21 protein-coding genes are annotated in these 25,239 nt (G+C 65.9%); 11 read left to right on the top strand and 10 right to left on the bottom strand.

The genetic code is table 11. The annotated features are described in order from the left end of the window. The first annotated feature begins 132 nt into the window (after positions 1-132). Positions 133-3,114, top strand: a complete 2,982-nt coding sequence (locus ACKI1H_RS04210) for an autotransporter outer membrane beta-barrel domain-containing protein (RefSeq protein ID WP_440467728.1) — start codon at positions 133-135, stop codon at positions 3,112-3,114. Between the two features lie 189 nt (positions 3,115-3,303). After that, complete coding sequence (locus tag ACKI1H_RS04215; RefSeq protein ID WP_138523245.1) at positions 3,304-3,534, top strand: hypothetical protein; 231 nt, start codon at positions 3,304-3,306, stop codon at positions 3,532-3,534. Between the two features lie 73 nt (positions 3,535-3,607). On the opposite strand, the gene ACKI1H_RS04220 is transcribed toward ACKI1H_RS04215, so the two are convergent. The 3 genes from ACKI1H_RS04220 to ACKI1H_RS04230 form a co-directional block, all read right to left on the bottom strand. Next, positions 3,608-4,231 (bottom strand): c-type cytochrome, encoded by a 624-nt coding sequence (locus ACKI1H_RS04220; RefSeq protein ID WP_440467729.1) that lies wholly within the window; start codon positions 4,229-4,231, stop codon positions 3,608-3,610. A gap of 169 nt (positions 4,232-4,400) precedes the next feature. Continuing rightward, the gene (gene oadA, locus ACKI1H_RS04225; RefSeq protein ID WP_138523247.1) at positions 4,401-6,215 is read right to left on the bottom strand and encodes a sodium-extruding oxaloacetate decarboxylase subunit alpha; all 1,815 of its coding nucleotides are present in this window, start codon (positions 6,213-6,215) and stop codon (positions 4,401-4,403) included. A gap of 11 nt (positions 6,216-6,226) precedes the next feature. Then, on the bottom strand, positions 6,227-7,642 hold the full coding sequence (locus ACKI1H_RS04230; protein ID WP_138523249.1) for an acetyl-CoA carboxylase biotin carboxylase subunit: 1,416 nt from the start codon (positions 7,640-7,642) through the stop codon (positions 6,227-6,229). A gap of 241 nt (positions 7,643-7,883) precedes the next feature. Here ACKI1H_RS04230 and ACKI1H_RS04235 point away from each other — a divergent pair, with 241 nt between their 5' ends. Beyond that, positions 7,884-8,819 carry a LysR family transcriptional regulator gene (locus ACKI1H_RS04235; protein WP_138523251.1) on the top strand — a complete coding sequence of 312 codons (936 nt, stop codon included), beginning with the start codon at positions 7,884-7,886 and terminating at the stop codon, positions 8,817-8,819. On the opposite strand, the gene ACKI1H_RS04240 is transcribed toward ACKI1H_RS04235, so the two are convergent. Further along, the gene (locus ACKI1H_RS04240) at positions 8,773-8,988 is read right to left on the bottom strand and encodes a PA3496 family putative envelope integrity protein (protein ID WP_081519099.1); all 216 of its coding nucleotides are present in this window, start codon (positions 8,986-8,988) and stop codon (positions 8,773-8,775) included. The two genes, ACKI1H_RS04235 and ACKI1H_RS04240, sit on opposite strands and share 47 nt — an antisense overlap. Positions 8,989-9,213: 225 nt before the next feature. After that, entirely contained in the window at positions 9,214-10,098 is an 885-nt protein-coding gene (gene hexR / locus ACKI1H_RS04245; protein WP_045214017.1) for a transcriptional regulator HexR, read from the bottom strand. Positions 10,099-10,189: 91 nt separating this feature from the next. Here hexR and zwf point away from each other — a divergent pair, with 91 nt between their 5' ends. Then, on the top strand, positions 10,190-11,665 hold the full coding sequence (zwf, locus tag ACKI1H_RS04250) for a glucose-6-phosphate dehydrogenase (RefSeq protein ID WP_440467730.1): 1,476 nt from the start codon (positions 10,190-10,192) through the stop codon (positions 11,663-11,665). Between the two features lie 234 nt (positions 11,666-11,899). Further along, entirely contained in the window at positions 11,900-13,303 is a 1,404-nt protein-coding gene (trhP, locus tag ACKI1H_RS04255; protein ID WP_440467731.1) for a prephenate-dependent tRNA uridine(34) hydroxylase TrhP, read from the top strand. 123 nt (positions 13,304-13,426) lie between these two features. Here the strand turns inward: trhP and ACKI1H_RS04260 are convergent, their stop codons facing one another. Both ACKI1H_RS04260 and ACKI1H_RS04265 read right to left on the bottom strand, forming a co-directional pair. Continuing rightward, positions 13,427-14,134 (bottom strand): DUF3142 domain-containing protein, encoded by a 708-nt coding sequence (locus tag ACKI1H_RS04260; RefSeq protein ID WP_440467732.1) that lies wholly within the window; start codon positions 14,132-14,134, stop codon positions 13,427-13,429. 5 nt (positions 14,135-14,139) lie between these two features. After that, positions 14,140-16,317 (bottom strand): outer membrane assembly lipoprotein YfiO, encoded by a 2,178-nt coding sequence (locus ACKI1H_RS04265; protein WP_440467733.1) that lies wholly within the window; start codon positions 16,315-16,317, stop codon positions 14,140-14,142. Between the two features lie 342 nt (positions 16,318-16,659). Between ACKI1H_RS04265 and nirK the strand changes: the two genes are divergently transcribed. The 6 genes from nirK (at position 16,660) to ACKI1H_RS04295 (ending at position 21,143) form a co-directional block, all read left to right on the top strand. Further along, a complete protein-coding gene (gene nirK, locus ACKI1H_RS04270; protein ID WP_246084880.1) occupies positions 16,660-17,712 on the top strand; it encodes a copper-containing nitrite reductase in 1,053 nt (350 codons plus the stop codon). 65 nt (positions 17,713-17,777) lie between these two features. Then, the gene (locus ACKI1H_RS04275; protein WP_138523263.1) at positions 17,778-18,590 is read left to right on the top strand and encodes an SUMF1/EgtB/PvdO family nonheme iron enzyme; all 813 of its coding nucleotides are present in this window, start codon (positions 17,778-17,780) and stop codon (positions 18,588-18,590) included. A gap of 66 nt (positions 18,591-18,656) precedes the next feature. After that, complete coding sequence (locus ACKI1H_RS04280) at positions 18,657-19,385, top strand: Crp/Fnr family transcriptional regulator (RefSeq protein ID WP_138523265.1); 729 nt, start codon at positions 18,657-18,659, stop codon at positions 19,383-19,385. Positions 19,386-19,493: 108 nt separating this feature from the next. Beyond that, positions 19,494-20,165, top strand: a complete 672-nt coding sequence (ytfE, locus tag ACKI1H_RS04285; protein ID WP_138523267.1) for an iron-sulfur cluster repair protein YtfE — start codon at positions 19,494-19,496, stop codon at positions 20,163-20,165. Between the two features lie 108 nt (positions 20,166-20,273). Then, the gene (locus tag ACKI1H_RS04290; RefSeq protein ID WP_440467734.1) at positions 20,274-20,957 is read left to right on the top strand and encodes a Crp/Fnr family transcriptional regulator; all 684 of its coding nucleotides are present in this window, start codon (positions 20,274-20,276) and stop codon (positions 20,955-20,957) included. A 3-nt stretch (positions 20,958-20,960) separates the two neighbouring features. After that, entirely contained in the window at positions 20,961-21,143 is a 183-nt protein-coding gene (locus ACKI1H_RS04295) for a protein DnrP (RefSeq protein ID WP_138523271.1), read from the top strand. A gap of 112 nt (positions 21,144-21,255) precedes the next feature. Here ACKI1H_RS04295 and ACKI1H_RS04300 read toward each other — a convergent pair whose 3' ends face one another. From ACKI1H_RS04300 to ACKI1H_RS04310, 3 genes are all read right to left on the bottom strand, one after another. Beyond that, positions 21,256-23,103: a nitric oxide reductase activation protein NorD gene (locus tag ACKI1H_RS04300; RefSeq protein WP_440467735.1), complete on the bottom strand. Its 1,848-nt coding sequence runs from the start codon at positions 23,101-23,103 to the stop codon at positions 21,256-21,258. A 263-nt stretch (positions 23,104-23,366) separates the two neighbouring features. Beyond that, positions 23,367-24,794, bottom strand: coding sequence for a cbb3-type cytochrome c oxidase subunit I (locus ACKI1H_RS04305; protein ID WP_171049489.1), 1,428 nt, complete (start codon positions 24,792-24,794; stop codon positions 23,367-23,369). Further along, on the bottom strand, positions 24,794-25,234 hold the full coding sequence (locus tag ACKI1H_RS04310) for a c-type cytochrome (RefSeq protein ID WP_088420795.1): 441 nt from the start codon (positions 25,232-25,234) through the stop codon (positions 24,794-24,796). The genes ACKI1H_RS04305 and ACKI1H_RS04310 overlap by 1 nt, the downstream gene beginning before the upstream one ends. Positions 25,235-25,239 lie beyond the last annotated feature (5 nt).

A 25,239-nucleotide genomic window follows, 5' to 3' on the forward strand; every position in this document is an offset into this window, starting at 1 on the left:
CGCAGAGTATATAAGGTTTCTCGCCTTCCCGCTGGGCCCGCAGGCAAGGCACTACGCCACTACCGTTACAGAAGCTTCATAATCCATCGCTATAACAGGCGGCCACTTCGATAAGAAAAAGGACGCCACGCCATGCTGCACAAGCCCAACCCGCTCGCGCTGAGCATTGCGCTCTCGCTCGGCACGCTGGCGAGCCTCGCCGCCGAAACCGCCCAGGCCCTGCCGGTCTCGCCGATCATCGACAACGCCCAGACCAGCAGTCGCACCCTGGCCAACCAGGACACCCTGACGGTCACCCGCACCGGCAGCCTGGTCACCAGCGGCAAGAGCGTCGACCTCAAGGGCGCGGCCACCGGCACTGGCGTGGTCATCGACAACAGCGGTCTGATGCAATCCACCACCGGCCGCGTGGTCGATACCTCCGGCAGCGACAGCACCACGCGCTTCTACCAGATCATCAACCGCGAAGGCGGGCGCATCCTCGGCTACGACGACGCCATTCGCATGAACAATCCGTTCAGCGCCGGCAGCCTGCTGATCGACAACGCTGGCAGCATCACCTCCGCCACCGGCCAGGCGCTGGACCTGGACAAGCTGCAAAGCGCCGCGACCGTCACGATCATCAACCGCGCCAGCGGTGTGATCCACAGCGACGGCAACGACGCCATCCGTCCCGGCGGCAACGCAACGATCACCAACTACGGTGAGATCAGCAGTTCGGACATGATCACTGCCGACACCAAGAACGACGGCATCGACTTCCAGGGCGCTGCGGGCGGCCAGGTGGAGAACCACGGCCTGATCAGCGGCGGCCGCCACGGCATCACCACCGACGTCGGCGCCACCCTGATCAACTACGCGGATGGCGTGATCATCGGCCGCAACGGCTCGGGCTTCGGCTCCGACGGCGATGGCACGGTGATCAACTACGGACGCATCACCGGCTCCTACAACGGCCTGGTGCCGGACGGCGACGGCGATGGCGTGGACATCGACTACAGCGGCCACATCGAGAACCACGGCATCATCGAAGGCACCGGCGCCGCCGGCTCGAAGGACGGCTCGCCCAACGGCAGCGAAGGCATCGCCATGGGTGGCGGCACCATCATCAACTACGCCGGCGCGATCATCCGCAGCGTCGACCGCGGCATCCTGGTCGACGACGGCAATGGCAACAGCGGCTTCAGCTCTACCTATCTGGAAAACCACGGCACGATTTCCGGCGAATCCCTGTCCGGCGTCACCCTCTCCGGCGACCTCGACGACACCGTGATCAACGACGGTCTGATCCACGGCGGCAACGGCATAGCGCTGGAAATGGGTGGCGGCAACGACAGCCTGACCCTGCTCTCCGGCAGCCGCTTCGAAGGTCTGGTAGACGGTGGCAGCGGTCGCGATAGCGTGACTCTCGACGCCGCCGCTGGCGGCAACTTCGGCAACAGCGCCAACTTCGAGTGGCTGGACGTGAAACAGGGCAATTGGACGCTCTCCAGCACCAACGATTTCAGCGAAGGCGGCGAAGTCTTCGGCGGCGCCAGCCTGACCAACACCGGCAGCCTCCTCGGCACCCTGCAGATCGACCAGGGCGCCACCTACTCGGGCAGCGGCAGCGTTGGCGGGCTGAACCTCGCCGGCACCCTGATCGCCTCGCCGGCAACCGGCGCCGCCCATGTAACCGGCAACCTGAGCCTGTTGAGCGGCTCGACCCTGTCCTTCGGTGTGGAGCCCAGCGGCGCCCACGCCACCGTGCAGGTGGACGGCAAGACCAGCATCGATGGCTCGCACCTCGCCGTGCAGGCCGGCAGCGGCAATTGGCCGTGGCAGAGCAGCGTGCAGGTAATCAGTTCCACCGGCGGCGTCAGCGGGCAGTTCGCCGACGTGAAGAGCAACTTCGCCTTCCTCACCCCGACCCTGAGCTACAGCGCCAACAGCGTCGACCTGCAACTGACGCGCAACGACGTACAGTTCGGCGACCTCGCCAGCAGCAGCAACGGCCGCAACGCCGCCTCCGCCCTGCAGAGCCAGAGCGGCGGCGCGCTTTACAACGCACTGATCACCAGCGACGCGAGCAACGCCACTTCCGCCCTGGAACAGCTGGCCGGCGCCAGCAACGCCAGCCTGGCCGCCGCGACTATCGCCGGCAGCCAGCAGGTCGGCAGCGCCATGCTCAACGCCGTGCGCCAGCTGGGCAGCAGCAGCCTGCTGGCGGCCACCGAACGCAGCGATACGCCGATGCTCGCCGCCACCGGCGTGCCCAGCGAAGCGCGCAACCTCAACGACCCGAACGCCGCCGGCCGCCTGTGGGTGCAAGGCATCGGCAGCCACGGCAAGCTCGACGAACACGACAACAGCGGCGACCTGCAGCAGAACACCGGCGGCACCCTGCTCGGCGCCGACTGGGCACTGACCCCGGACTGGCGTCTGGGCGTGCTCGGCGGCTACTCACACACCGACCTGGACGGCAGCGGCGGCGTTTCCGGCGACATCGACAGCTGGCACCTGGGCGCCTACGCACTGCACCAGAGCGGCCCCCTGGCGGTTCGCCTGGGCGCGGCCTACAGCAGCCATGACGGCGAGAGCAAACGCCGGGTGGAGTTCGACGGCTTCACTGATCGCCCCGAGGGCGACTACGACGCCGACAGCTGGCAGGCCTTCGCCGAGACCGGCTACGCCATGGGCAGCGGCCGCCTGAGCGCCGAGCCCTACGCACGCCTGGACTACCAGCGCTACGAGCGCGACTCGTACGATGAAAAGGGTGGCGCCGCCGCGTTGCACGTCGATTCCCAGGACCAGGACAACCTGAGCAGCACCCTCGGCCTGCGCATCGCCCGCCTCGATACCCTGAGCAACGGCATGAGCTTCACCCCGCGCCTTGGCCTTGGCTGGCGCCACACCTTCGGCGACATCGACAGTGAAACCCGCCAATCCTTCCTCGCCGGCGGCGACGCCTTCAGCGTCCAGGGCAGCGCACTGGACCGCAACAGTCTGCTGCTGGACGTCGGCTTCGATGTCGGTGTGTCGGCACGCAATACCCTCGGCATCGGCTACAGCGGCCAGATGGGCAGCAACACGCAGAACCACGCGCTGATCGCCCAGTGGCAGATGGCATTCTGATCCCCATCCAGCGGCGAAGGGGCCCGGCGAAAGCCGGGCTTTTTCTTGGGGGTTGATAAGACGAGAGATTCGGAAAATTCGCGATCAGTCTCGGAGCCCAACACATGGCCTCATCGAGCTCCGGCGGCAAAGCTTGCCGCCCCGGTCAGCCGACCGGTATCCGCCCAACCTCGATGAGTGAGCACTCCCATGAAAAAACTTTGCATCCTGATCGCTGCCTGCGCCGTTCTCGCGGCCTGCGACAAGAAAGAAGAACAAACCTCAAAGACCGCCGTCCCCGCCGCTGCCATCCAGCAGGAAGCCAAGCCGGCGGCTCAACCGGAATCCAAGCCAGCAGAACAGGCCGCTCCGGCCGAAACCGCCGCCCCGGCTCAACCGGCCGCGGAAGCCGCCAAGCCGGCCGACGACAAGCAGCCGTAAGCGATCGCTTACCGGCGCCTGCGCGCCACCGGCGATACGTACCGGCCAGCCGCCCTCGGGCGGCTGGCTGCATTCAGGGCTGCAACTGGCTGAGGTAGGCCGTCAGCGCGGTGATGTCCTCGTCACTGAGCAACCCCGCCACCGCCAGCATCGGCGAGCCGGCCCGACTCGGGTCCTTGTCCCGGTAGCGCTGCAAGGCGTGGGTCAGGTAAGCCCGCGATTGCCCGGCGATGCGCGGGAAGCCGTCGCGCCCCATGGCCCCAGCGCCATGGCAGGTGACGCAGACGGTGGCATAGCGTTGGCCGCCCTGCTCCACCAGCGCCGGGTCCGGCGCCGCCTCTGAACGTGGCACGACCTTCTGCTGGCTGAAGTAGTAGGCGATGTTGACCCGCTCGTTGATGGTCAGCAGCTTGGCCGCCTGGTTCATCACGAAGTCGGTGCGCTGGCCGTCGACGTATTTCTCGAAGGCATCGAACAGGTACTGCGGGTTCTGCCCGGCCAGGTTGGGGATGTAGTCGCGCTTGCTGTTGCCATCCTTGCCGTGGCACTTGCTGCACAGCAGGATGCGCTCCTCGGCGGCCGCATACGCTTGCTCACGCTTGGCGGGATCTTTCTCCAGCGCGGCGAGCCGATCCATCATCTCCGATGCCTGCGCCGTCGCGCACAGCAGCACCCACAACAGAACGACTCTTCCCATCGCCATACCCTGGTCAGTTTTCCCAGCATCGACGCTAATGAGTTTCTGAAGGAAATTTCCGACCTGGATCAACCATTCGGTTCGAGCAGAAGTGAACGGGCGCGCAAAAAAAAGGGGGAGCATCGTGCTCCCCCGTGGGACTGAACCTTAAAGACCCGTCTGTCCTTGGTCAGCCTTCAATTTCAACCAGGATCTCACCGGGATTGACCCGGTCGCCCTTGGCTACGTGGATGGCCTTCACGGTGCCGGCGATGCCCGCCTGCACTTCGGTCTCCATCTTCATCGCTTCAGTGATCAGCACGGCCTGGCCGGCCTTCACGCTGTCGCCTTCCTTCACCAGCACATCGACGATGTTGCCCGGCATGGTGGTGGTGACATGGCCCGGCTCGCTGGCGTGCTTGCGCTTGTTGCCGCCACCGCCGACGAACTCGTTGAGCGGCTCGAACACCACCTCTTCGGGCATGCCATCCACCGACAGGTAGAAGTGGCGCTTGCCGTCGGTCTTCACGCCGACGCCGGTGATATCCACGCGGTAGCTCTCGCCGTGCACGTCGACCACGAACTCGGTCGGTACGCCTTCACCACCGGCAGCAGCTACGCCCTTGCCGTTGGGGATCGGCAGCAGCTCTTCGGGTTTCAGGGTGCCGGCGGCGCGCTCTTCGAGGAACTTGCGGCCGATGTCCGGGAACATGGCAAAGGTCAGCACGTCCTCTTCGGACTTGGCCAGGCTGCCGATCTCTTCGCGTAGCTTGTTCAGCTCCGGCTTGATCAGATCGGCCGGGCGCACGTCGATGACTTCCTCGTTACCGATGGCCTGGCGACGCAGCTGCTCGTTGATCTTGCCCGGCGCCTTGCCGTAGCGGCCCTGCAGGTACAGCTTCACTTCGTTGGTGATGGTCTTGTAGCGCTCGCCGGCCAGCACGTTGAAGAATGCCTGGGTGCCGACGATCTGCGAGGTCGGGGTAACCAGGGGCGGGAAGCCGAGGTCTTCGCGCACACGGGGGATTTCCGCCAGCACTTCGGGCATGCGGTTCAGCGCACCCTGTTCCTTGAGCTGGTTGGCCAGGTTGGAAATCATCCCGCCCGGCACCTGGTTGACCTGCACACGGGTATCCACGCCGGTGAACTCGCTCTCGAACTGGTGGTACTTCTTGCGCACGGCGTGGAAGTACATGCCGATTTCCTGGATCAGCTCCAGGTCCAGGCCGGTGTCGAACGGGGTGTCGCGCAGGGCGGCGACCATGGATTCGGTACCCGGGTGGCTGGTGCCCCAGGCCATGCTGGAGATGGCGGTGTCGATGCGGTCGGCGCCGTTTTCCACAGCCTTGAGCTGGCACATGCTGGCCACGCCGGCGGTGTCGTGGGAGTGCACCACCACGTCCAGCGGCAGCGCGTCCTTCAGCGCCTTGACCAGTTGGCCGGTGGCGTACGGAGTCAGCAGGCCGGCCATGTCCTTGATGGCGATGGAGTCCACGCCCATGTCGGCCATGGCTTTGCCCTGGGCGACGAAGGCGTCGATGGTGTGCACCGGGCTGGTGGTGTAGGCGATGGTGCCCTGGGCGTGCTTGCCGGCGGCCTTCACAGCCTCGATGGAGACGCGCAGGTTACGCACGTCGTTCATCGCGTCGAAGATGCGGAACACATCGATGCCGTTCACTGCGGCCTTGGCGACGAAGGCGCGGACCACGTCGTCGCTGTAGTGGCGGTAGCCCAGCAGGTTCTGCCCGCGCAGGAGCATCTGCAGGCGAGTGTTGGGCAGCGCGGCCTTGAGCTTGCGCAGGCGCTCCCACGGGTCTTCCTTGAGGAAGCGCACGCAGGCGTCGAAGGTGGCGCCGCCCCAGACTTCCAGCGACCAGTAGCCGACCTGGTCGAGCTTGTCGCAGATCGGCAGCATGTCTTCGGTGCGCATCCGGGTCGCCAGCAGCGACTGGTGGGCGTCGCGCAGGATGGTATCGGTGACGGTGACTTTCTTGGAAACGGTCATGAACGAATTCCTCACAGGCCAGCGTGGGCGGCAATGGCGGTAGCGATGGCGATGGCCAGGTGCGACGGGGTGCGCTTGATGGAGTACTGGGTCAGTTCCGGGTGGCTTTCGACGAAGCTGGTGTTGAACTGGCCGTTACGGAATTCCGGGTTCTTGAGGATTTCCTGGTAGTAGGCCGCGGTGGTCTTCACGCCCTGCACGCGCATGTCGTCCAGCGCACGCAGGCCGCGGTCCAGCGCCTCTTCCCAGGTCAGCGCCCAGACCACCAGCTTCAGGCACATCGAGTCGTAGTACGGCGGGATGGTGTAGCCGGTGTAGATCGCCGTGTCGGTGCGCACGCCGGGGCCACCGGGCGCGTAGTAGCGAGTGATCTTGCCGAAGGACGGCAGGAAGTTGTTCTTCGGGTCTTCGGCGTTGATCCGGAACTGCAGCGCGAAGCCACGGTGGATGATGTCTTCCTGCTTGACCGAGAGCGGCAGGCCGGAGGCCACGCGGATCTGCTCGCGGACGATGTCGATGCCGGTGATTTCCTCGGTGATGGTGTGTTCCACCTGCACGCGGGTGTTCATCTCCATGAAGTACACCTCGCCATCGGCGAGCAGGAACTCCACGGTGCCGGCGTTCTCGTAGCCCACGGCCTTGGCCGCGCGCACCGACAGGTCACCGATGTAGGCGCGCTGCTCGGGCGTGAGTTGCGGGCTGGGGGCGATCTCGATGAGCTTCTGGTTGCGGCGCTGGATCGAGCAGTCGCGCTCGAACAGGTGCACCGTGTTGCCGAAGGAGTCGGCCAGCACCTGGGCTTCGATGTGCTTCGGGTTGACGATGCACTTCTCGAGGAAGACTTCCGCGCTGCCGAAGGCCTTGGTGGCTTCGGAGATGACGCGGGGGAAGTTCTGCTCCAGCTCTTCGCGGCTGTTGCAGCGACGGATGCCGCGGCCGCCACCACCGGAAGTAGCCTTGAGCATCACCGGGTAGCCGATGCGCTCGGCTTCGGAAATGGCTTCGGCCAGGTCGGCGACGTTGCCTTCGGTGCCGGGGGTGCAGGGTACGCCGGCGGCGATCATGCTGCGGCGTGCCTCTGTCTTGTCACCCATGCGGCGAATGACTTCCGCCGACGGGCCGATGAACTTGATCCCGCGCTCGGCGCAGATATCGGCCAGCTCGGCGTTCTCGGAGAGGAAGCCGTAGCCCGGGTGCAGTGCGTCGCAGCCGGTTTCCACCGCCAGGTTCACCAGGGCACGGGGGTTGAGGTAACCCGCCAGCGGATCGGCGCCCAGGCTGTGGGCTTCGTCGGCGCGCTTGACGTGCAGGGCGTGACGGTCAGCATCGGAATAGACGGCCACCGAACGGATGCCCATCTCGGCGCAGGCGCGCACGATCCGGACAGCGATCTCCCCACGGTTGGCGATCAGGATTTTCTTGATCACTGCGGCTTTCCCTCGGCCCGGGCCTTGTGGACCCCGGCGTAAAAACCCATCGGCAGCCCCGGACACGGCAGCTGGACTCTCTTGTGGATATTGCTCGACCGGAGCGGGTTCCGGCGTGTTTTTACCCTAGCGCGGGAGGGAGGATTAACCAAAATCAATAATTATTGGGGTAGCCATAAAGAATGATTTATAGTTGATCCGAAATGTCGCGATCAGGCCGAGTTCTATGCGTAAGTCATTGATGCGTATGACCCTTCGCCAGCTGCAAGTTTTTCGTGCGGTGTGCGAAAGCCGTTCCTACAGCCGCGCCGCAGAGGAAATGGCGCTGACCCAACCAGCGGTCAGCCTGCAGATCCGTCAGCTGGAAGAACTGGTCGGCCAGCCGCTGTTCGAATACATCGGCAAGAAGCTCTACCAGACCGATGCCGCCGACGCGCTGCTGCGTGCCACCAACGACATCTTCCAGCGCCTGGAAGTGCTGGACATGAACCTCTCCGACCTCAAGGGCTCGCTGCAGGGGCAGCTGCGCCTGGCGGTGGAGTCCAGCGCCAAGTACATCACCCCGCACCTGTTCGCCGCCTTCCACGCGCAGCACCCGGACGTCAGCCTGAACCTCACCGTGGTCAACCGCGCCCAGGTGATCAAGCGCCTGTCGGACAACCGCGACGACCTGGTGATCATGTCCCTGGTGCCGCAGGACATGGCGCTGGAATTCCTGCCCTTCCTGAACAATCCGATCGTCGCCGTGGCGCCGCCGGACCACCCGCTGTGCAACGCCGCCAAGCTCTCGCTGAAGGACCTGGAACCCTATCCGCTGCTGATCCGCGAGCCCGGCTCGGGTACGCGCAAGGCCTGCGAGGAGCACTTCCAGCAGAAGCGCGCGCACTTCCCGCAGACGCTGGAGTTCGCCTCGCTGGAAGGGTCACGGGAAGGGGTGCTGGCGGGTCTGGGACTGGCGCTGCTGCCGCGCCATGCGGTGAGCCGCGAACTGCAGTCCGGGCTGCTGCACGAGCTGCCGGTGGAAGAGCTGCCGCTCTACCGCAGCTGGTGTCTGGTGCACGCCCGCGGCAAACGCCTGAGCCCGGTGGCCCAGGCGTTCGTCGCCTTCATCCGTGAAGAGCGGGCGCTGATCAGCCAGCTGGCCGAACGCTTCGCCGGCCCGCCTTCGCCGAAGTGAGGTAGGCGGCCGCGATCAGGTCGGGGTAATCGGAGGTTTCGAGGGCGAGGCGCTGGGCCTCCATGCGGTCCTCGATGGCGCGACGGAATTGCATGCGTCGCTGGTCTTCGAGCTTGCGGCGGGTCTTGCTGTCCACTTGGAGCTGGGTGTCGTCGATATGGCGGGGCATCTCGCATCTCCCAAGGCCTAAGGGCTGGAGACGCCAGCATGCTGACGACGGATGACCGTTTGACGACGCGGTGGTGAAGCGCCGGTGACGCCGACGGGCGGTCGCGAGGTCTCTCTTGTAGGAGCGAGCTTGCTCGCGAACCGCTCAACTCTGGCGCACCCGGCTAGCTCTGTTCGCGAGCAAGAACTGGGCGTCCCCCTCGCTCCTACGAAAAACGAAAGGCGCTCAGGACGCCTCTTCCGGGCGCTCTTCGTGGTTCTTCACCACCTTGGGCGACAACCGCAGGCTGCGCAGACTGCGCTTCACGCTCTTGAGGTGATTCACCAGATCCGGACCACGGGCCATGGCCACGCCCATTGCCAGCACGTCGATCACCACCAGGTGGGCGATACGCGACGTCAGCGGGGTGTAGATATCGGTGTCTTCGTGTACGTCCACCGCCAGGTTCACGGTGGCCAGGTCCGCCAGCGGCGTCTGGCTGGGGCACAGGGTGATCAGGGTGGCGCCCGCTTCACGTACCAGGTTGGCAGTCACCAGCAGGTCCTTGGAGCGGCCAGACTGGGAGATGCAGATCGCTACGTCCGAGGGCTTCAGGGTCACCGCCGACATGGCCTGCATGTGCGGGTCGGAGTACGCCGCCGCCGACAGCAGCAGACGGAAGAATTTGTGCTGGGCATCCGCCGCCACTGCGCCGGAGGCCCCAAAGCCGTAGAACTCGACGCGCTGGGCATGGGCGATGGCCGCGATGGCGCGCTCCAGGGCGTGGGTATCGAGGTTCTCGCGCACTTCCATCAGCGAGTGCAGGGTGGTGTCGAAGATCTTCAGGCTGAAGTCCGCCACCGAGTCGCTCTCGTTGATCGAGAACTGGCCGAAACTGGCGCCGGCGGCCAGGCTCTGCGCCAGCTTGAGCTTGAGGTCCTGGAAGCCGGTGCAGCCGATGGCGCGGCAGAAGCGCACGATGGTCGGCTCGCTGACGCCCACGCTGTGGGCGAGGTCGGCCATGGAGCTGTGCATGACCGATGCAGGATCCTGCATCACGTGATCGGCAACCTTGAGCTCCGACTTGCGGAGCAGATGACGCGACTGGGCAATGTGCTGCAAAAGGTTCACAGGGATAGGCTCGGTGATAGTTGTCTGAAATTTATGTAGTCTTGTTGTAGTTATACTACAAATCTTTCCTTCACGCCCAGGGAATAAGTCTGTGGATACGCCTGCGAGCCTCGGCCTGCCGAGCTCTTGCGACATTCTGGTTTTCGGCGGCAGCGGCGATCTGGCGCTACATAAACTGTTGCCGGCGCTCTACCACCTGCATCGGGAGAACCGCCTACCGGCCGATACGCGGATCTTCGCCCTCGCCCGCAGCCAGCGCGACAACGCGTCCTACCTCGCCCTGGCGGAACGCAACTGCCGCGCGCAGGTGGCGCGCAGCGATTTTTCCGCCGAGGCCTGGCGCAGTTTCGTCCAACGTGTGGAATACGTGGCGATGGACGCCTCGCAGAGCGCCGACTTCGGCCGGGTGGCCAAGGCCCTCAAGCGCACGGAGGGCCGCGTGCTGGTGCACTACCTCGCGACCGCACCCAGCCTGTTCGCGCCCATTGCACAGAACCTGAAGATCGCCGGCCTCGCCGGGCCACTGGCGCGCATCGTGCTGGAGAAGCCGCTGGGGCACTCGCTGGAGTCGGCGGTGACAATCAACCAGGCGATCGGCGAAGTGTTCGACGAATCGCGGGTGTTCCGCATCGACCACTACCTGGGCAAGGAAACCGTGCAGAACCTGATGGCCCTGCGCTTTGCCAACACCCTGTTCGAGCCGGTGTGGCGCAACGGGCACATCGACCATGTTCAGATCACCGTCAGCGAAACCCTGGGCGTGGAAAACCGCGGCAGCTACTACGACCATGCCGGGGCCATGCGCGACATGGTGCAGAACCACCTGCTGCAACTGCTCTGCCTGGTGACCATGGAGGCGCCGGTGCGCTTCGACGCCGAGGCGGTGCGCAACGAGAAGGTGAAGATCCTCCAGGCGCTCGGGCCGATTTCCGGGCAGGACGTGCAGGACAAGACCGTACGCGGCCAATACACCGCCGGGCACATCGGCGGGCAGGAGGTGCCGGCCTACTGGTTCGAGAAAAATGTCGACAACGACAGCGATACGGAGACCTTCGTCGCCGTCCAGGCAGAGATCGACAACTGGCGCTGGGCCGGTGTGCCGTTCTACCTGCGCACCGGCAAGCGCATGGCGAAGAAGTGCTCGGAGATCGTCATCCAGTTCAAGCCGGTGCCCAACAGCTTGATCGGCAACGGCGCCGGTGCGGCCAACCGCCTGTGGATAAGACTGCAGCCCGAGGAGCGCATCAGCGTTCAACTGATGGCCAAGGCCCCCGGCAAGGGCATGCAGTTGGAGCCGGTGGAACTGGACCTCAACCTCGCCCAGGCCTTCAGTACCCACAAGCGCCGCTGGGACGCCTACGAACGCTTGCTGCTGGACGTGATCGAGGGCGACTCGACGCTGTTCATGCGCCGCGACGAGGTGGAAGCAGCGTGGAGCTGGGTCGACCCGATCATCAAGGGCTGGCACGAGCATTACCTGAGCCCGCGCCCCTACGCTGCCGGCAGCAACGGGCCGGAGCAGGCGCAGACGTTGCTGGAGCTGCAAGGACGCCGCTGGCTGGAGTGATGCACCGCGCCGATTTCGCCGGATGAACTCCACGTAGGATGGCGTGAAGCGCAGCGATACCCATCAATTCCGCGCGCCGGCAGCATGGGTACCGCTGCGCTCCACCCATCCTACGAAGAGCAGGACGGGCATAGTCTCGGGGAGCGGACAGAGCATCCGTTGACCTCGCTCAGCACGCGCAGGCCCCGGATTTCCTAGAGTGGCAGCCTTTTTCCCACTGTCTGCCACGCCGCCATGTCCCCCACTCCGTTCTCCCCCGAACTGCTCTGCCCCGCCGGCTCGCTGAAAAGCCTGCGCCACGCCTTCGCCTATGGCGCCGATGCCGTCTACGCCGGCCAGCCGCGCTACAGCCTGCGGGTGCGCAACAACGAGTTCGACCACGCCAACCTCGCCACCGGCATCAACGAAGCCCACGCCCTGGGCAAGCGCTTGTACGTGGTGGTCAACATCGCCCCGCACAACGCCAAGCTGAAGACCTTCCTGCAGGACGTCGAGTCGGTGATCGCCCTGGGCCCCGATGCGCTGATCATGTCCGATCCCGGCCTGATCATGCTGGTTCGCCAGCATTTCCCCGAGGTTGATATCCACCTTTCGGTGCAGGCCAACGCGGTGAACTGGGCCAGCGTGGAGTTCTGGCGCCAGCAGGGGCTCAAGCGGGTAATCCTGTCCCGCGAGCTGTCGCTGGAAGAGATCGGCGAGATTCGCGAGCGCGTGCCGGGCATGGAGCTGGAAGTCTTCGTCCACGGCGCGCTGTGCATGGCCTACTCCGGGCGCTGCCTGTTGTCGGGCTACATCAACCGCCGCGACCCCAACCAGGGCACCTGCACCAACGCCTGCCGCTGGGAATACCAGACCCACGCCGCCCACGAGGACGAACTGGGCCACGCGGTGCGCAACGTCGAACCGACCCTGGGCATCGGCGCGCCGACCCAGGAAATCGTCCTGCTCGAAGAAAGCAACCGCCCTGGCGAGCTGATGGAGGCCTTCGAGGACGAGCATGGCACCTACATCATGAATTCCAAGGACCTGCGCGCCATCCAGCACGTGCAACGTTTGACGCAGATGGGCGTGCATTCGCTGAAGATCGAGGGTCGGACCAAATCCCACTACTACGTCGCGCGTACCGCCCAGGCCTACCGCAAGGCCATCGACGACGCCGTCGCGGGGCGCGCCTTCGACCTCGGCCTGATGGACACCCTGGAGTCCCTCGCCCACCGCGGCTACACCGAAGGCTTCCTGCGCCGCCACGTGCACGACGAGTACCAGAACTACCAGTACGGCCACTCGCTGTCCGAGCGCCAGCAGTTCGTCGGCGAGTTCACCGGCGAGCACCGCCAGGGCCTGGCCGAGGTGCGGGTGAAGAACCGCTTCGAGGTCGGCGATAGCGTCGAGATGATGACCCCGGCGGGCAACCGCACCTTCCGCCTGCACGCCATGGAGAACGCCCGTGGCGAGTCTATCGGCGTTGCGCCGGGCGACAGCCACGTCGTCCATATCCCGGTACCCGAGGGTCTGGACCTGCAATACGCCCTGCTGATGCGCAATCTGCAAGGCGGCACCACACGTGACACACGGAATTCGGCTGCAGCCGGCGGTTGCGGGAGCGATTGCGGCAAGTGCGGGTGTGGCGGTAGTTGAGTGCTCCGTCCGCGATTGGCTCACCGACTCCGCAGGGCACATAACCCGGAACGGGTTATGTGCCCTACTCAGCTACCGGAACACCCATCCTACAAAGGCGCTCCGTGCCCGGTCCAACCGGGCTCAAGGGTTCTGCAGGAACACCACATACCCCCTGAACCACCGGCTCTTCGCCAGGTAGTCGGGCGCCTGCCACTCTCCGTATTGCGCCAACCCAATGCGGAAGGGCAACTGCAAACGGGCCACGCGCGGCAGGTACGCCTGGTAGTTGGGGATGGTCTGGCGGCCCTGGTAGGTCTGCACCACCACTTCGTCCACCACGCCGGCCAGGCGGTTGATGGTTTCCGGCGCGGCGTTGCTGCCCCAGTCCATCAGCCCGGTGATGCTCAGCTTGCAGCCTTCGGGCAGGCGCGTGCGCAGGTCCTGCAGGAAGTCGACGTACTCGTGCAGGTAGCGCGTGCGCGCATCGAAGTCGATCTGCACGCCGACCACCGGATTGCCCGCGGCGCGCCAGCGGCGCAGCTGCGAGAGCAGGGTACGGTAGATGTTCTCGTTCCAGCGCAGGGTGTGCGCGCGGTAGACCACCCACACCTCGCCCTGCTTCAGACGCGGGATGGCGATGCCCTGGGCGATCAGCCGGGCGCGGCCATCGCTGTAGCGCGGCGCGCTGATCTGTCCCTGTAGCACATAGAGGGTGCGAGCCTGAGCCAGCACCGGTTGCGCGGCGACGCCGCTCCAGAGCCAGAAGGCGTCGTGGTCCGCGGCATCCACGCCGGCCGCCGAAGCGTTGCCTGCGAGCAACGCCAGCGTCAGGACCACAACGCGCCGCATGAGGTCTACCAGTAGTACTTCAGGGACTTCGCCCAGGGCGTGGCGGAGTACTGGCCCTTGAGGGTGCGGAACCACTGCTTGCGCTGCGACGGGGCGATGTCCTGGCTGCCGCAGCCGTTATAGCCGCTGGGTGCGAAGCAGTTGACGGCGCGGAACAGCGCGTAGGCGCGGTCCTCTTCCTCAGCCTGCTTGTCGGCGATGACCTTGAGGTAACCGTCCATGCGCGAGTAGGGCGTGCCGGGGAACAGCGACTCGCCGCCACCCAGCTCGCGCTCGCTGGGCTGGGTGTCCAGCGGGAAGCCGTCCAGTCCATTGCGCAGGATGAATTCGCCCAGGCAGTTCAGCGCTTTGGGCGGCTGCGGACTCTGCAGCAGGTCGCGGGCGACGTCGACGATGGCCGGGCATTCGTAGCCGCTGTCGTTCTTGCCGCCCGGCCACTGGAACAGCGACAGCGGCATGCTGCCGTAGAGGTAGCCGATGCTGGCGCCCAGTGGCTTGCCGCTGCCGTCGGTGGGCAGCTGCGCGAGGTCGTCGATATAGGCCTGGTACTGGCCGTGCAGCAGGTCCTTGTAGAGCAGCGCGAACAGCGCGGTATCGCGCTCCTCCACCGACACGCTGGTGGATTTCGCCTGCTGGCGCAGCAGATCGGGGCCGGCGACGTGGCGCAGGAGAATCTCACGGATGATCGGCGTATGCACCGGCGAGCCTTCGGCGAAGGCCTTGACCAGGCGGTCGCTGCGCTCGTAGTTGAAGGCCAGCGCCAGCTCCAGCTGCTCGCGCTGCAGCGGCTGCTCGGCAAGGGGCAGCAGGCGCAGCCAGAGCTTCTCGGCGGCGATCCAGTCGTTGCCGGCCTCCAGGGCGAAGCCCCGCAGGGTCTGCTGGCTGAAGGCGAGGTAGTCGAGCTTGGCCGGCAGCTCCTCGGGAAGGGTTTTCAGTGCCTCGGCGGGCTTTTCCTCGACGTACAGCTGGTAGGCCGCTGTCAGGTAGTCGTGCAGGCCGGGGGACTTGGCGAACAGGTCCTTCTGCGCTGCCAGGCCGGCGGCGTCGAGGGCGCGGGGCTCGTTGGCTTCATGGTGGCGCATCTGCATCAGGTCGAGCACCGCCAGCAGGCGTGCGTCGCGCACGTCGGCCGGGTGCGCGGTGACCAGCAGCTTGTTGTCGACTTCCTGCACCAGCTGGGCGAGATCGTCGGCATCCTCGCGGCCGAACAGTTCGGCGTACTCGCCGGCCAGCCGGCTCTCATCGCTCATCAGCCAGTAGACGCGACGCGTCAGCCCCTTGGCCGAAGCGCTGTAGCGGCCCTGTGGATAAGCCTTGAGGTAGTCGCCCAGCGCGGTTTCCGCCTGGGCGAGGATCTTCTTGTCGACCTTGCGCAGGTCCGGGTAGCCCATCTCGTCGAAGGCGTTCTGTTGCGCCTGGTTCAGCAGGGCGCGGGCGACCATGTAGCGCGAGGTTTCCTTCAACCAGGCCTGGTCGCTGTCCTGCAGGGAACGGAAGGATTTCAGCGCGTCGCCGAAGCGGCCGCTATAGAAGTCCGCGGCACCCTTGAGGTAACTGCAATAGGCCTTGGCCGGTGCGCTCTGCAGGTCATTGGGCAACAGCACGCTGAGCTGGGTTTCGTCCCACTGGCAGGCGCCCAGCAGGGTCAGGCGCGCACGGGCCAGGCCCTGGCGCTCGTCGGCTGAAAGGCTGTCGACCAACAGCAGCTGGGAGAGGAAGTCCTGCGCGGTGCCTGGGTTGTTGCTGCGGCAACGGCTGCCTTCGCCGCTGGCAAAGCTGTCGGTGGAAGACTGCACGGCATCCGCCGGCAGGCCGATGCGCGCGGCGAGGTCGGCCAGCGGCGCAGTGCCGGCCGCGCTGGAGCCGTCGGTCGAATCCCCAGGTGCCGCACCTTCCAGCCAGCGCGCCAGCGGAAAAGGTACCTGGCCGTAGCCCAGCTGCTGCTCGTCGTCGGTCAGCGCGCGATTGGGAATGCTGGCCTGGCCGGCGTCGGCCAGCAGCAGCTGCAGGTTGACCCGGCTGTCGTTGCCCGGACTGAGGAACGGCAGGCTGTTGCACACGTCCAGCGTGTCGCGCTTGAGGTTCCAGCTCGGGTAGCAGGAGTCGTCGCTGCTCGCGCGCGCCTCCTGCACGCCAAGGCAGCCGGTGATCAGGGCCAGCAGGGTCAGTCCGTACAGACGCATGAAGGATCCTTGTCCGTTGCAGCCCGCACGCGGGGCCGGAATTCAGAGCAGGAAGAATCTTACCTTGCCGCGCCCGGTCTTGCCCGCCTGCATGGGCACAAGACTGTAAACGCGATCTACCGCACAACAGCCCCTGCGACACGTTGTCCAGCTGGATTCTTCTTTGTTCCGGCTCAAAGAAGGAATTTGCCGACCGGGTATTTCTGTAACCAACGACAGTTCGTCGATTACGGAGAGTTACCCATGCTTGACCAGGAAGAGATTTCGCTTTCCCGCCGGACCCTGCTGGCCGGCGCTGTGGTACTGGGCGTGACCGGCACCATGCTCGGCAGTGGCAAGGCCATGGCCGACGGGGAGGCAGCACCGAAGAACATGGGTCCGGCCGTGGATCTCTCGAAACTGGAGCACGTCCAGGTCGAGCTGGTCGCTCCGCCCTTCGTCCATGCCCACGAACAACGCGCCAAGGGCAAGCCCAAGGTCGTGCAGTTCCGCATGGTGATCGAGGAAAAGAAGCTGGTCATCGACGACGACGGCACCGAGATCCACGCCATGACCTTCAACGGCTCGGTGCCCGGACCGATGATGGTGGTGCACCAGGACGACTACCTGGAGCTAACCCTGGTCAACCCGGCGACCAATACCCTGACCCACAACATCGACTTCCATGCCTCCACCGGTGCCCTGGGCGGCGGCGCGCTGACCCTCATCCAGCCCGGCGAGGAAGTGAAGCTGCGTTTCCGCGCGACCCGCCCCGGCGTGTTCGTCTACCACTGCGCTCCGGGCGGCGCGATGATTCCGTGGCACGTGGTCTCGGGCATGAACGGCGCGATCATGGTGTTGCCGCGCGATGGCCTGAAGGACCGCGAAGGCAAGTCGCTGAAGTACGACAAGGTGGTCTACATCGGCGAACAGGACTACTACGTCCCGCGCGACAAGGACGGCAACTTCAAGCGCTACGCAACGCCCATGGAAAGCTACAACGACATGCAGCAGGTCATGAAGGGGCTGGTTCCCAGCCACATCGTGTTCAACGGCAAGGCCGGCGCCCTGACCGGCAAGAACGCGCTCAAGGCCAACGTCGGCGAGACCCTGCTGATCGTCCACTCCCAGGCCAACCGCGACACCCGCCCGCACCTCATCGGCGGCCATGGCGACCACGTCTGGGCCACCGGCAAGTTCCACAACCCGCCGGAGGAAGACCTGGAAACCTGGTTCATCCCGGGTGGTGCAGCCGGTGCCGCGCTGTACACCTTCCTGCAGCCGGGCCTGTACACCTACCTCAACCACAACCTCATCGAGGCTGTGCTGCTGGGCGCCGCGGCGCACATCCAGGTCGAAGGCCAATGGAACAACGACCTGATGAGCCAGATCCAGCCGCCGACCGCGATCAAGTAAGCCCCGGGGCCGGCCCATCCGGGTCGGCCCTTTCCCACTAAACGATACCGGCGACCGGACAGACCATGCGCAAGACCATTCTGATCGGCGTCCCCGTCGCGCTGCTGCTGGGCGGGGCCTTTCTCCTGCTGCGACCACACCACGAACCGGAGCTCGCGCCGCAAACCGTGAGGCTCGAACCCCGCGACTTCGATTTCCGCCCGGCGGGCGACTACTGGCTGGAGAAGCAGGCCGTGGATGCGCCGTCGCAGCGTGAGCACCTGGCCCCGCGCTTCGAAGTCATGAAATTCCAGGTCAGCCAGGGCGAATACGCCCGCTGCGTGGCCGAAGGCGATTGCCTGGCACTGGACAACAACGCCCCCCGCGACGACCTGCCCCTCACCGGCGCCAGCCTGCTGGATGCGCAGCTCTATGCCGATTGGCTGTCCAAACGCACCGGCCAGCCCTGGCGGCTGCCGACCGACCGCGAGTGGGCCTTCTTCGCCGGTTCGCGCTGGGCCGACGATGCCCTGCGCATCGACGACGACGATGGCAGCAACCCCGCCCGACGCTGGCTGGCGCGCTACCGCCTGGAAGCGGAAACCCGCACCAGCGCCTCGGCGCTGCCCCAGACGCGCGGCAATCACGGGCTGAACGAGTACGGCGTGGCCGACCTGGGCGGCAATGTCTGGGAATGGACCCAGAGCTGCCACCAGCGGGTCAATCTCGACGCCCAGGGCGCCCAGACCCATCGCGCCGAGTACTGCTCGATCCGCATCGCCGAGGGGCGTCACCGCGCGGCGATCAACGATTTTGTCCGCGATGCCCGCGGCGGTGGCTGCAGCGCCGGGCAGCCGCCGGACAACCTGGGTTTCCGCCTGGTCAGGGACATCCCTTGATTCCCCTCAAGTTCCGCCGCGGCACATAACCGTTATGCTGCGGCGGGACCCAGGGGAATCATTGACGTGACCGCCGATCTCTCCCTCAACCGCGCCTGGCTGGGCAGCTTGCCGCCCTTCGCCAACAGCAGCCGCGAGGAACAGGACGATATCCTCCGCCAGGCCAGCATCCTGCGCCTGAACAGCGGCGTGCCCGTGTTCGAGCAGGGTGCGCCGGCGACCCGCTTCTACCTGCTGGTGCACGGCCGACTGAAAGCCACCCAGCTCACCGGCGACGGCCAGCGCGTGCTGGTGCGCGTGGTCAACCCGGGCGACCTGTTCGGCTTCGTCCGCGCGCTCGGCCGGCGCGACTATCCCGCGACCGCCACGGCCAGCCAGGACAGCCTGGTGCTGGCCTGGCCCACCAGCCAGTGGGAACCGCTGCTCGCCTGCCACCCCGGCTTCGCCCTGAACACCGTACAGGCCATCGGCGAGCGCCTGCAGGAAGCCCACGTGCGCTTCTGCGAACTGGCCACCGAAGAGGTCGAGCGGCGCGTCGCCCACACCGTGCTGCGCCTGGTGCAGCAGTCCGGCCGACCGGAGGCCGACGGCATCCGCATCGACTTTCCGGTCACCCGCCAGGACATCGCCGAGATGACCGGCACCACCCTGCACACCGTCTCGCGCATCCTCAGCGCCTGGGAAGACCGCGGCCTGGTGGTCGGCGGCCGGCAGAAGCTGCTGGTGCGCGACCCGCAGCAACTGATGCGGGTCGCCGGCGGCGACGAGCGGGAAGCAGCGGTCGAGCACGCTTGACTGCAATCAAGGAGGCGGGCGCGCCTCCTTCCCTAGACTGGCCGTCACCCTCCCCAGATTGACGGCCACGACTGCGGCCGCCGTGCCCCACTCCACCCGAGGCCCGCCATGACCGACCACCTCACCGAACGCACCCTGAGCGACCTGGCCTTCAGCCTGCCGGGCAGCTCCGCGCTGTTCCACGACTACAAACTCGACTTCTGCTGCGACGGCCAGCGCAGCCTGGGCGAAGCCGCCAGCGAACAGGGCCTCGACGCCCAGCGCATCGCCGACGAACTGCAAGCGCTGCCGCCGGCCAATGATCAGACCGACTGGCGCCTGACCAGCAACGACCAGTTGATCGACCACATCCTCGAGCGCTACCACAAGGTCCACCGCGAGCAACTGCCGGCGCTGATCCCGCTGGCCGAGCGCGTCGAGAAGACCCACGCCGGGCATCCGCAATGCCCCGCCGGGCTGACCGCGCACCTGAAGAAGATGCAGGAAGAACTGGAGTGGCACATGTGCAAGGAGGAAAGCGTGCTGTTCCCCTGGTTACGCCAGGGCATCCCGCTGTCCCACGTGCAGGGCCCGATCGGCGTGATGCGCCATGAGCACGACGAGCACTCGCAGTCCCTCGCCGCACTGGCCGACCTGACCGACGACCTCACCGTGCCGGCGGACGGCTGCAACAGCTGGCGCCGTCTCTACAGCGGCCTGGAGGAGCTGCGCCGCGACCTGATGCAGCACATCCACCTGGAAAACAACCTGCTGTTCCTCGGCGCCAATCACCCGGCCTGAGTGCCGAACCGCAAGCCAGGAGGGCGACCAGTGACAGCTTGTCTCACCACGCTGCCCGGCGGCATCGCACATACTGGCGGGATTGTCCCCGCCCAGGAGCGCTCCGCCATGCTCGCGCATCGCGTCCACCACCAGATTCTGTGCGGCCACCATCTGTTCAACGTGCTCAACGAAGAACAGCTGGAGCAGCTGCTCGCCACCAGCACGCTGCTCAACCTGGAGAAAGGCGACAAGCTGTTCCTCCAGGGTGAGCCGGCCCATTGCTTCTACTTCGTGATTTCCGGGGCGGTGAAGATCTACCGCCTGACACCGGAGGGGCAGGAAAAGGTGCTGGAGGTCGTCGGCAGCCGGCAGACCTTCGCCGAAGCCATGATGCTGATGGACACCTCCGACTACGTCGCCTCGGCCCAGGCGCTGGAGCCCACGCAGGTCTACCGCTTCGCCAACCGCACCTACATGGAGCTGCTGCACAGCAATCCGCAGCTGCCCTTCTCCCTGCTCGCCACCCTCTGCGTACGCCTGCACCGGCGGATCAACGAGATCGAGACGCTGTCGCTGAAGAACTCCACCCACCGCGTGGTGCGCTACCTGATCACCCAGCTGAACCGCCATGGCAACGAGAAGGGTCGTTTCGAGCTGCCGATGGCCAAGCAACTGGTCGCCGGGCACCTGTCGATCCAGCCGGAGACTTTCTCTCGCGTACTACGGCGGCTGATCGACGAGAAGATCATCAGCCTTCACGGACGCGTGGTGCAGGTGCTCGACGTCGCGCGGCTGGAACAGTTCGAGTAAGCCATGCGCCAGTGCCTGTACTGCCAGCACGAGAGCCCCGGGGACGCTGCGGATTGCCCGCAGTGCGGGATGCCTCTGCCGGTGGACCAGGCGCTGGCGAAGCAGCGCCGGCTGCGGCGTTTCACTTGGTATTGCGCGCTTCTTGCGGTGTTCTGCGGGGTGATGATGGTCTGGCTGCCGCGCTGAGCCCTGCACCCGACTGCTCTTCTACGGGCCTGATCCCTTTGGCTGACATGTGGTTTCAATCCTGCAGGAGCGGGCCACACCCGCGATCGCGCCAGGCGCGCTCCTATCGGTATTACCCCTGGCGACGGGTGAGCTGCCGGTAGAGCTGCGGCAACTGTACCGGCAGCTGCGCCGGATCGTTGATCAGCAGATAGCCCTGGCTGCCGAACAGGTGCGGCAGGTAGTCCGCCGCCTCGCGGTCAATGGTGATGCAGAACGGCACCAGCCCGGCGCGGCGGGCCTCCAGCACGGCCTGGCGAGTATCCTCGACACCGTAGCGCCCCTCATACAGATCCAGGTCATTGGGCTTGCCGTCGGTGAGGATCAGCAGCACGCGCTGGCGCTCCTTGCGCTCCAGCAGCAACTGCGTGGCCCGACGAATCGCCGCGCCCATGCGCGTGTAGTAGCCCGGACGCAACGCGCGGATGCGTCCGCGCACGACATCGTTGTGGCGCTCATCGAAGGTCTTCAGCTGGGTCAGGCGCACCTGCTGGCGACGCAGCGAGGAGAAGCCGTACAGCGCGAAACGATCTCCCACCGCCTGCAGTGCCTCGCCGAACAGCAGCAGGCTGTCGCTGATCAGGTCGATCACCCGGTGGTCGTTGTCGATGTGCGCGTCGGTGGACATCGACAGGTCCGCCAGCAGCAGGCACGCGAGATCGCGACGAGTCTGCCGGCGTTCGAGGAACAGCCCCGGCTCACTGCACGCGCCAAGGCGCCTTTCGACGCTGAAATCCAGCCAGGATTCCAGGTCCAGCTCTGCGCCCTGGGGTTGTCGGCGCAGCCATTGGGGCTGCTGGCGCAGGCTCTCGAATTGCCGGCGCAGGCGTCGCGCAATGGGCGCCAGGGAGTCAGGCAGCGGCGCTGGCACGGCGGCGCGGGGCAGCATCGGTTGCAGGCAGACATGGTCATCGATCAGTTGCTGGCGACGGTAATCCCATTCCGGCAGGCGAACCCCCTCGCCCAGCGGCACGTCGTCGAAGTCGGCGGCCGGCAGGTCGAGGTCGAGCTTCAGCCCGCCGCCCTTCTTCTGCCGTTGCCGGGACAGGCTCAGGTGATCGAGGTCGTCGGCGACCTTGGCCGCGTCCAGATCCTCGCTGTCGTCGCCGGCGCGGTCCAGTTCGATGTGCTCGGACCAGCTGAACAGGTTCTCCAGGCGGAACAGCAGCAGGCCACCCCGGCCGGGGTCCTGCTCGACCCGCTCGGCACGCTTGCGCGCCAGTCCCTTGGCTTCGCTGTGGGCGGAGCGGCCTTGCTCATCGCCGTCGATCAGGTCGGAGTGCTGCGGCGCAGCCAACCGTTGCGGCGGATAGAGCCACAGCGGCATCGGCCAGGGCGCCTTTTCGCTTCGGGGTAGACGCTCGACGCTGCCCGGATCGCGCAGCGCCTGTTGCAGCGCCCGCTCCAGTTCTGCCTCGGCGGGCGGCAGATCCTCGGGATCAGGGCGCAGGCTCAGCAGTGCGTCCACCAGCCGACGGTAACGCGAACGCAGCAGCGGGTAGCGCTCCAGCACGGCGCCAGTCCAGGCCTGGTTGTCGCGCGCCCAGTGGCGCATCGGCTGGCTGTGGGCGGCGAGCAGCGCCAGCCAGCGGTAGAGCTCGCGGTTCAGCTCGGCGTCGGGATACACCGCCAGCTGCGCGGGCAGGCGCAGGGAATCGGCATCGAACCAGGCCACCGGTAATTGCTGGCAGGTACCGGCCACCTGCTGCAGCAGGCTGCGGCGCACCAGCAGTTCGCGGGCACTGGCCGCCTCCACGCCGACACCGGCCTCGCCGCCGGTGCCGCGGAACAACAGCAGCAGGCTGCGCCGCACTTCATCCAGATTGACCGCCGCCTCCTCGAACTCCGGGCTGGCACGGCGGGTGATGAAGCGGTGCCAGGCGCGGCCGAAGCCTTCTTCGATTTCGAGGTGGATGGTCATGGCGCCTCCGGAGCGCAGAGAGAAGGAACAGGGCTCGGCGTCCCAACAGAACACCGACCCAGTCCCCTCTCCCAGAAGGGAGAGGGTTAGGGAGAGGGTGCCACCGGCTACTCCAGCACTGGGCTATGCCCTCTCCCCCCGCCCTCTCCCAGAAGGGAGAGGGAGCTAGAAGCACTGCCGGTCATCTCGCAGTCATCCGACAGGCTCCGTAAACGTCAAAAGGGCCCGCCGCAAAGCGGACGGGCCCGGTTGGACGGTATCGATCAGCTCACCTGGGCCGCACCGGAGACGACGGCCACCCGGCCGCGCTGGCGGAAGCTGAGCAGGTAGCAGATCAGCCCGATGAAGAAGCCGATGCCGGAGTACAGCCGCAACCAGAAGAAGATCTTCAGCTGGTCGACCGTGGCCATGAACGGCATGGCGGCGCCATCGGCGGGCATGCGTTGCAGCCAGACCTGGACGATGCCGGCGGCGGTGAGCATCAGGGTGATCAGCAGCATGGAGATGGTCATCAGCCAGAAGCCCCAGATCTCCAGGCTCTGCGCCCTGGCGTCAGGCGCTTCGCCGATACCCCGCAGGCGCGGCATGGCGTAGCTGATCATGGTCATGACGATCATCGCGTAGGCGCCGTAGAAAGCCAGGTGACCGTGGGCGGCGGTGAGCTGCGAGCCGTGGGTGTAGTAGTTCACCGGAGCCAGGGTGTGCAGGAAGCCCCACACGCCGGCGCCGAGGAAGGCGGTCACGGTGGTGCCCAGGGCCCACAGCGCGGCGGCCTTGTTCGGGTGCTCGCGGCGACGGCGGTTCACCATGTTGAAGGCGAACAGCACCATGGCGAAGAACGGCAGCGGTTCCAGCGCGGAGAAGATCGAACCCAGCCACAGCCAGACTTGCGGTGCGCCGATCCAGAAGAAGTGGTGGCCGGTGCCGATGATGCCGGTGATCAGGGCCATGGCGATGATCACGTAGAGCCATTTCTCCACCACCTCACGGTCGACGCCGGTGATCTTGATCAGCACGAAGGCCAGCATCGCGCCCATGATCAGTTCCCACACGCCTTCCACCCACAGGTGCACGACCCACCACCAGTAGTACTTGTCGCGCGACAGGTTCTCCGGGTTGTAGAAGGAGAACAGGAAGAACACCGCCAGGCCCACCAGGCCGGTCATCATCACCACGCTGACGGCGGTCTTGCGGCCCTTGAGCATGGTCATGCCGATATTGAAGAGGAAGCCCAGCGCCACCACCACGATGCCCATCTTGGTGATCGTCGGCTGTTCGAGGAACTCCCGGCCCATGGTCGGCAGCAGCTCGTTGTGGGTCAGCTTGGCCAACCCCGCGTAGGGCACCAGCAGGTAGCCCAGGATGGTCAGCACGCCAGCGATGGCGAATACCCAGAACAGCACGATGGCCAGTTTCGGGCTGTACAGCTCGCGGTCGGCCTCCTCGGGGATCAGGTAGTAGGCCGCGCCCATGAAAGCGAACAGCAGCCAGACGATCAGCAGGTTGGTGTGCACCATCCGTGCGACGTTGAAGGGGATCGCCGGGAACAGGAAGTCACCGACCACGTACTGCATGCCCATGATCAGACCGAAGACGATCTGCCCGACGAAGAGCATCAGGGCGAACACGAAGTACGGCTTTGCCACCGACTGCGAAGCGAATTTCAGATAGGGATTGCCCGGGTTCATGATCAACCCTCCTTGTTCGGCGGCCATTTGTTGGTATCGATCTTCGAGGTCCACAGCAGGAACGCCGCCAGGTCAGTGACCTCCTGGTCGCTCAGGTGGAACTGCGGCATCTGCCGGCGACCGGGTACCCCCAGCGGCTGCATCTTCATCCAGGCCGCGAGGAAGCTGCCGAAGGCCGCATCACCGCCACGGCGGATCGCGACGTTGCCAAGCTCCGGCGCGAAATAGGCGCCTTCACCGAGGATCGAGTGGCAACCCACGCAGTTGTTCTGCTCCCACACCAGCTTGCCGCGCACCACCGATTCGGTGAGCTCACTCTGGTTGGTGCGCTGGGGGAAGGTGGTTTCGGTGTGATAGGTCAGCGCGAGGAACACCAGGAAGAAGAAAACGCCTCCTCCCAGGTAGATGTTCCTCGCCATCCCTTTGGTAAATGTCTCTGACATGGGGC

It is taken from the genome of Pseudomonas sp. YH-1 (assembly GCF_051990045.1).
Taxonomy (GTDB): domain Bacteria; phylum Pseudomonadota; class Gammaproteobacteria; order Pseudomonadales; family Pseudomonadaceae; genus Pseudomonas; species Pseudomonas nicosulfuronedens.

Excerpts from the sequence above, each read along its gene's own strand:
- ACKI1H_RS04210 (WP_440467728.1), top strand. The coding sequence starts at position 133 with ATGCTGCACAAGCCCAACCCGCTCGCGCTGAGCATTGCGCTCTCGCTC.
- ACKI1H_RS04215 (WP_138523245.1), top strand. The coding sequence starts at position 3,304 with ATGAAAAAACTTTGCATCCTGATCGCTGCCTGCGCCGTTCTCGCGGCC.
- ACKI1H_RS04220 (WP_440467729.1), bottom strand. The coding sequence starts at position 4,231 with ATGGGAAGAGTCGTTCTGTTGTGGGTGCTGCTGTGCGCGACGGCGCAG.
- oadA (WP_138523247.1), bottom strand. The coding sequence starts at position 6,215 with ATGACCGTTTCCAAGAAAGTCACCGTCACCGATACCATCCTGCGCGAC.
- ACKI1H_RS04235 (WP_138523251.1), top strand. The coding sequence starts at position 7,884 with ATGCGTATGACCCTTCGCCAGCTGCAAGTTTTTCGTGCGGTGTGCGAA.
- ACKI1H_RS04240 (WP_081519099.1), bottom strand. The coding sequence starts at position 8,988 with ATGCCCCGCCATATCGACGACACCCAGCTCCAAGTGGACAGCAAGACC.
- trhP (WP_440467731.1), top strand. The coding sequence starts at position 11,900 with ATGTCCCCCACTCCGTTCTCCCCCGAACTGCTCTGCCCCGCCGGCTCG.
- ACKI1H_RS04260 (WP_440467732.1), bottom strand. The coding sequence starts at position 14,134 with ATGCGGCGCGTTGTGGTCCTGACGCTGGCGTTGCTCGCAGGCAACGCT.
- ACKI1H_RS04265 (WP_440467733.1), bottom strand. The coding sequence starts at position 16,317 with ATGCGTCTGTACGGACTGACCCTGCTGGCCCTGATCACCGGCTGCCTT.
- nirK (WP_246084880.1), top strand. The coding sequence starts at position 16,660 with ATGGCCGACGGGGAGGCAGCACCGAAGAACATGGGTCCGGCCGTGGAT.
- ACKI1H_RS04275 (WP_138523263.1), top strand. The coding sequence starts at position 17,778 with ATGCGCAAGACCATTCTGATCGGCGTCCCCGTCGCGCTGCTGCTGGGC.
- ytfE (WP_138523267.1), top strand. The coding sequence starts at position 19,494 with ATGACCGACCACCTCACCGAACGCACCCTGAGCGACCTGGCCTTCAGC.
- ACKI1H_RS04290 (WP_440467734.1), top strand. The coding sequence starts at position 20,274 with ATGCTCGCGCATCGCGTCCACCACCAGATTCTGTGCGGCCACCATCTG.
- ACKI1H_RS04295 (WP_138523271.1), top strand. The coding sequence starts at position 20,961 with ATGCGCCAGTGCCTGTACTGCCAGCACGAGAGCCCCGGGGACGCTGCG.
- ACKI1H_RS04300 (WP_440467735.1), bottom strand. The coding sequence starts at position 23,103 with ATGACCATCCACCTCGAAATCGAAGAAGGCTTCGGCCGCGCCTGGCAC.
- ACKI1H_RS04310 (WP_088420795.1), bottom strand. The coding sequence starts at position 25,234 with ATGTCAGAGACATTTACCAAAGGGATGGCGAGGAACATCTACCTGGGA.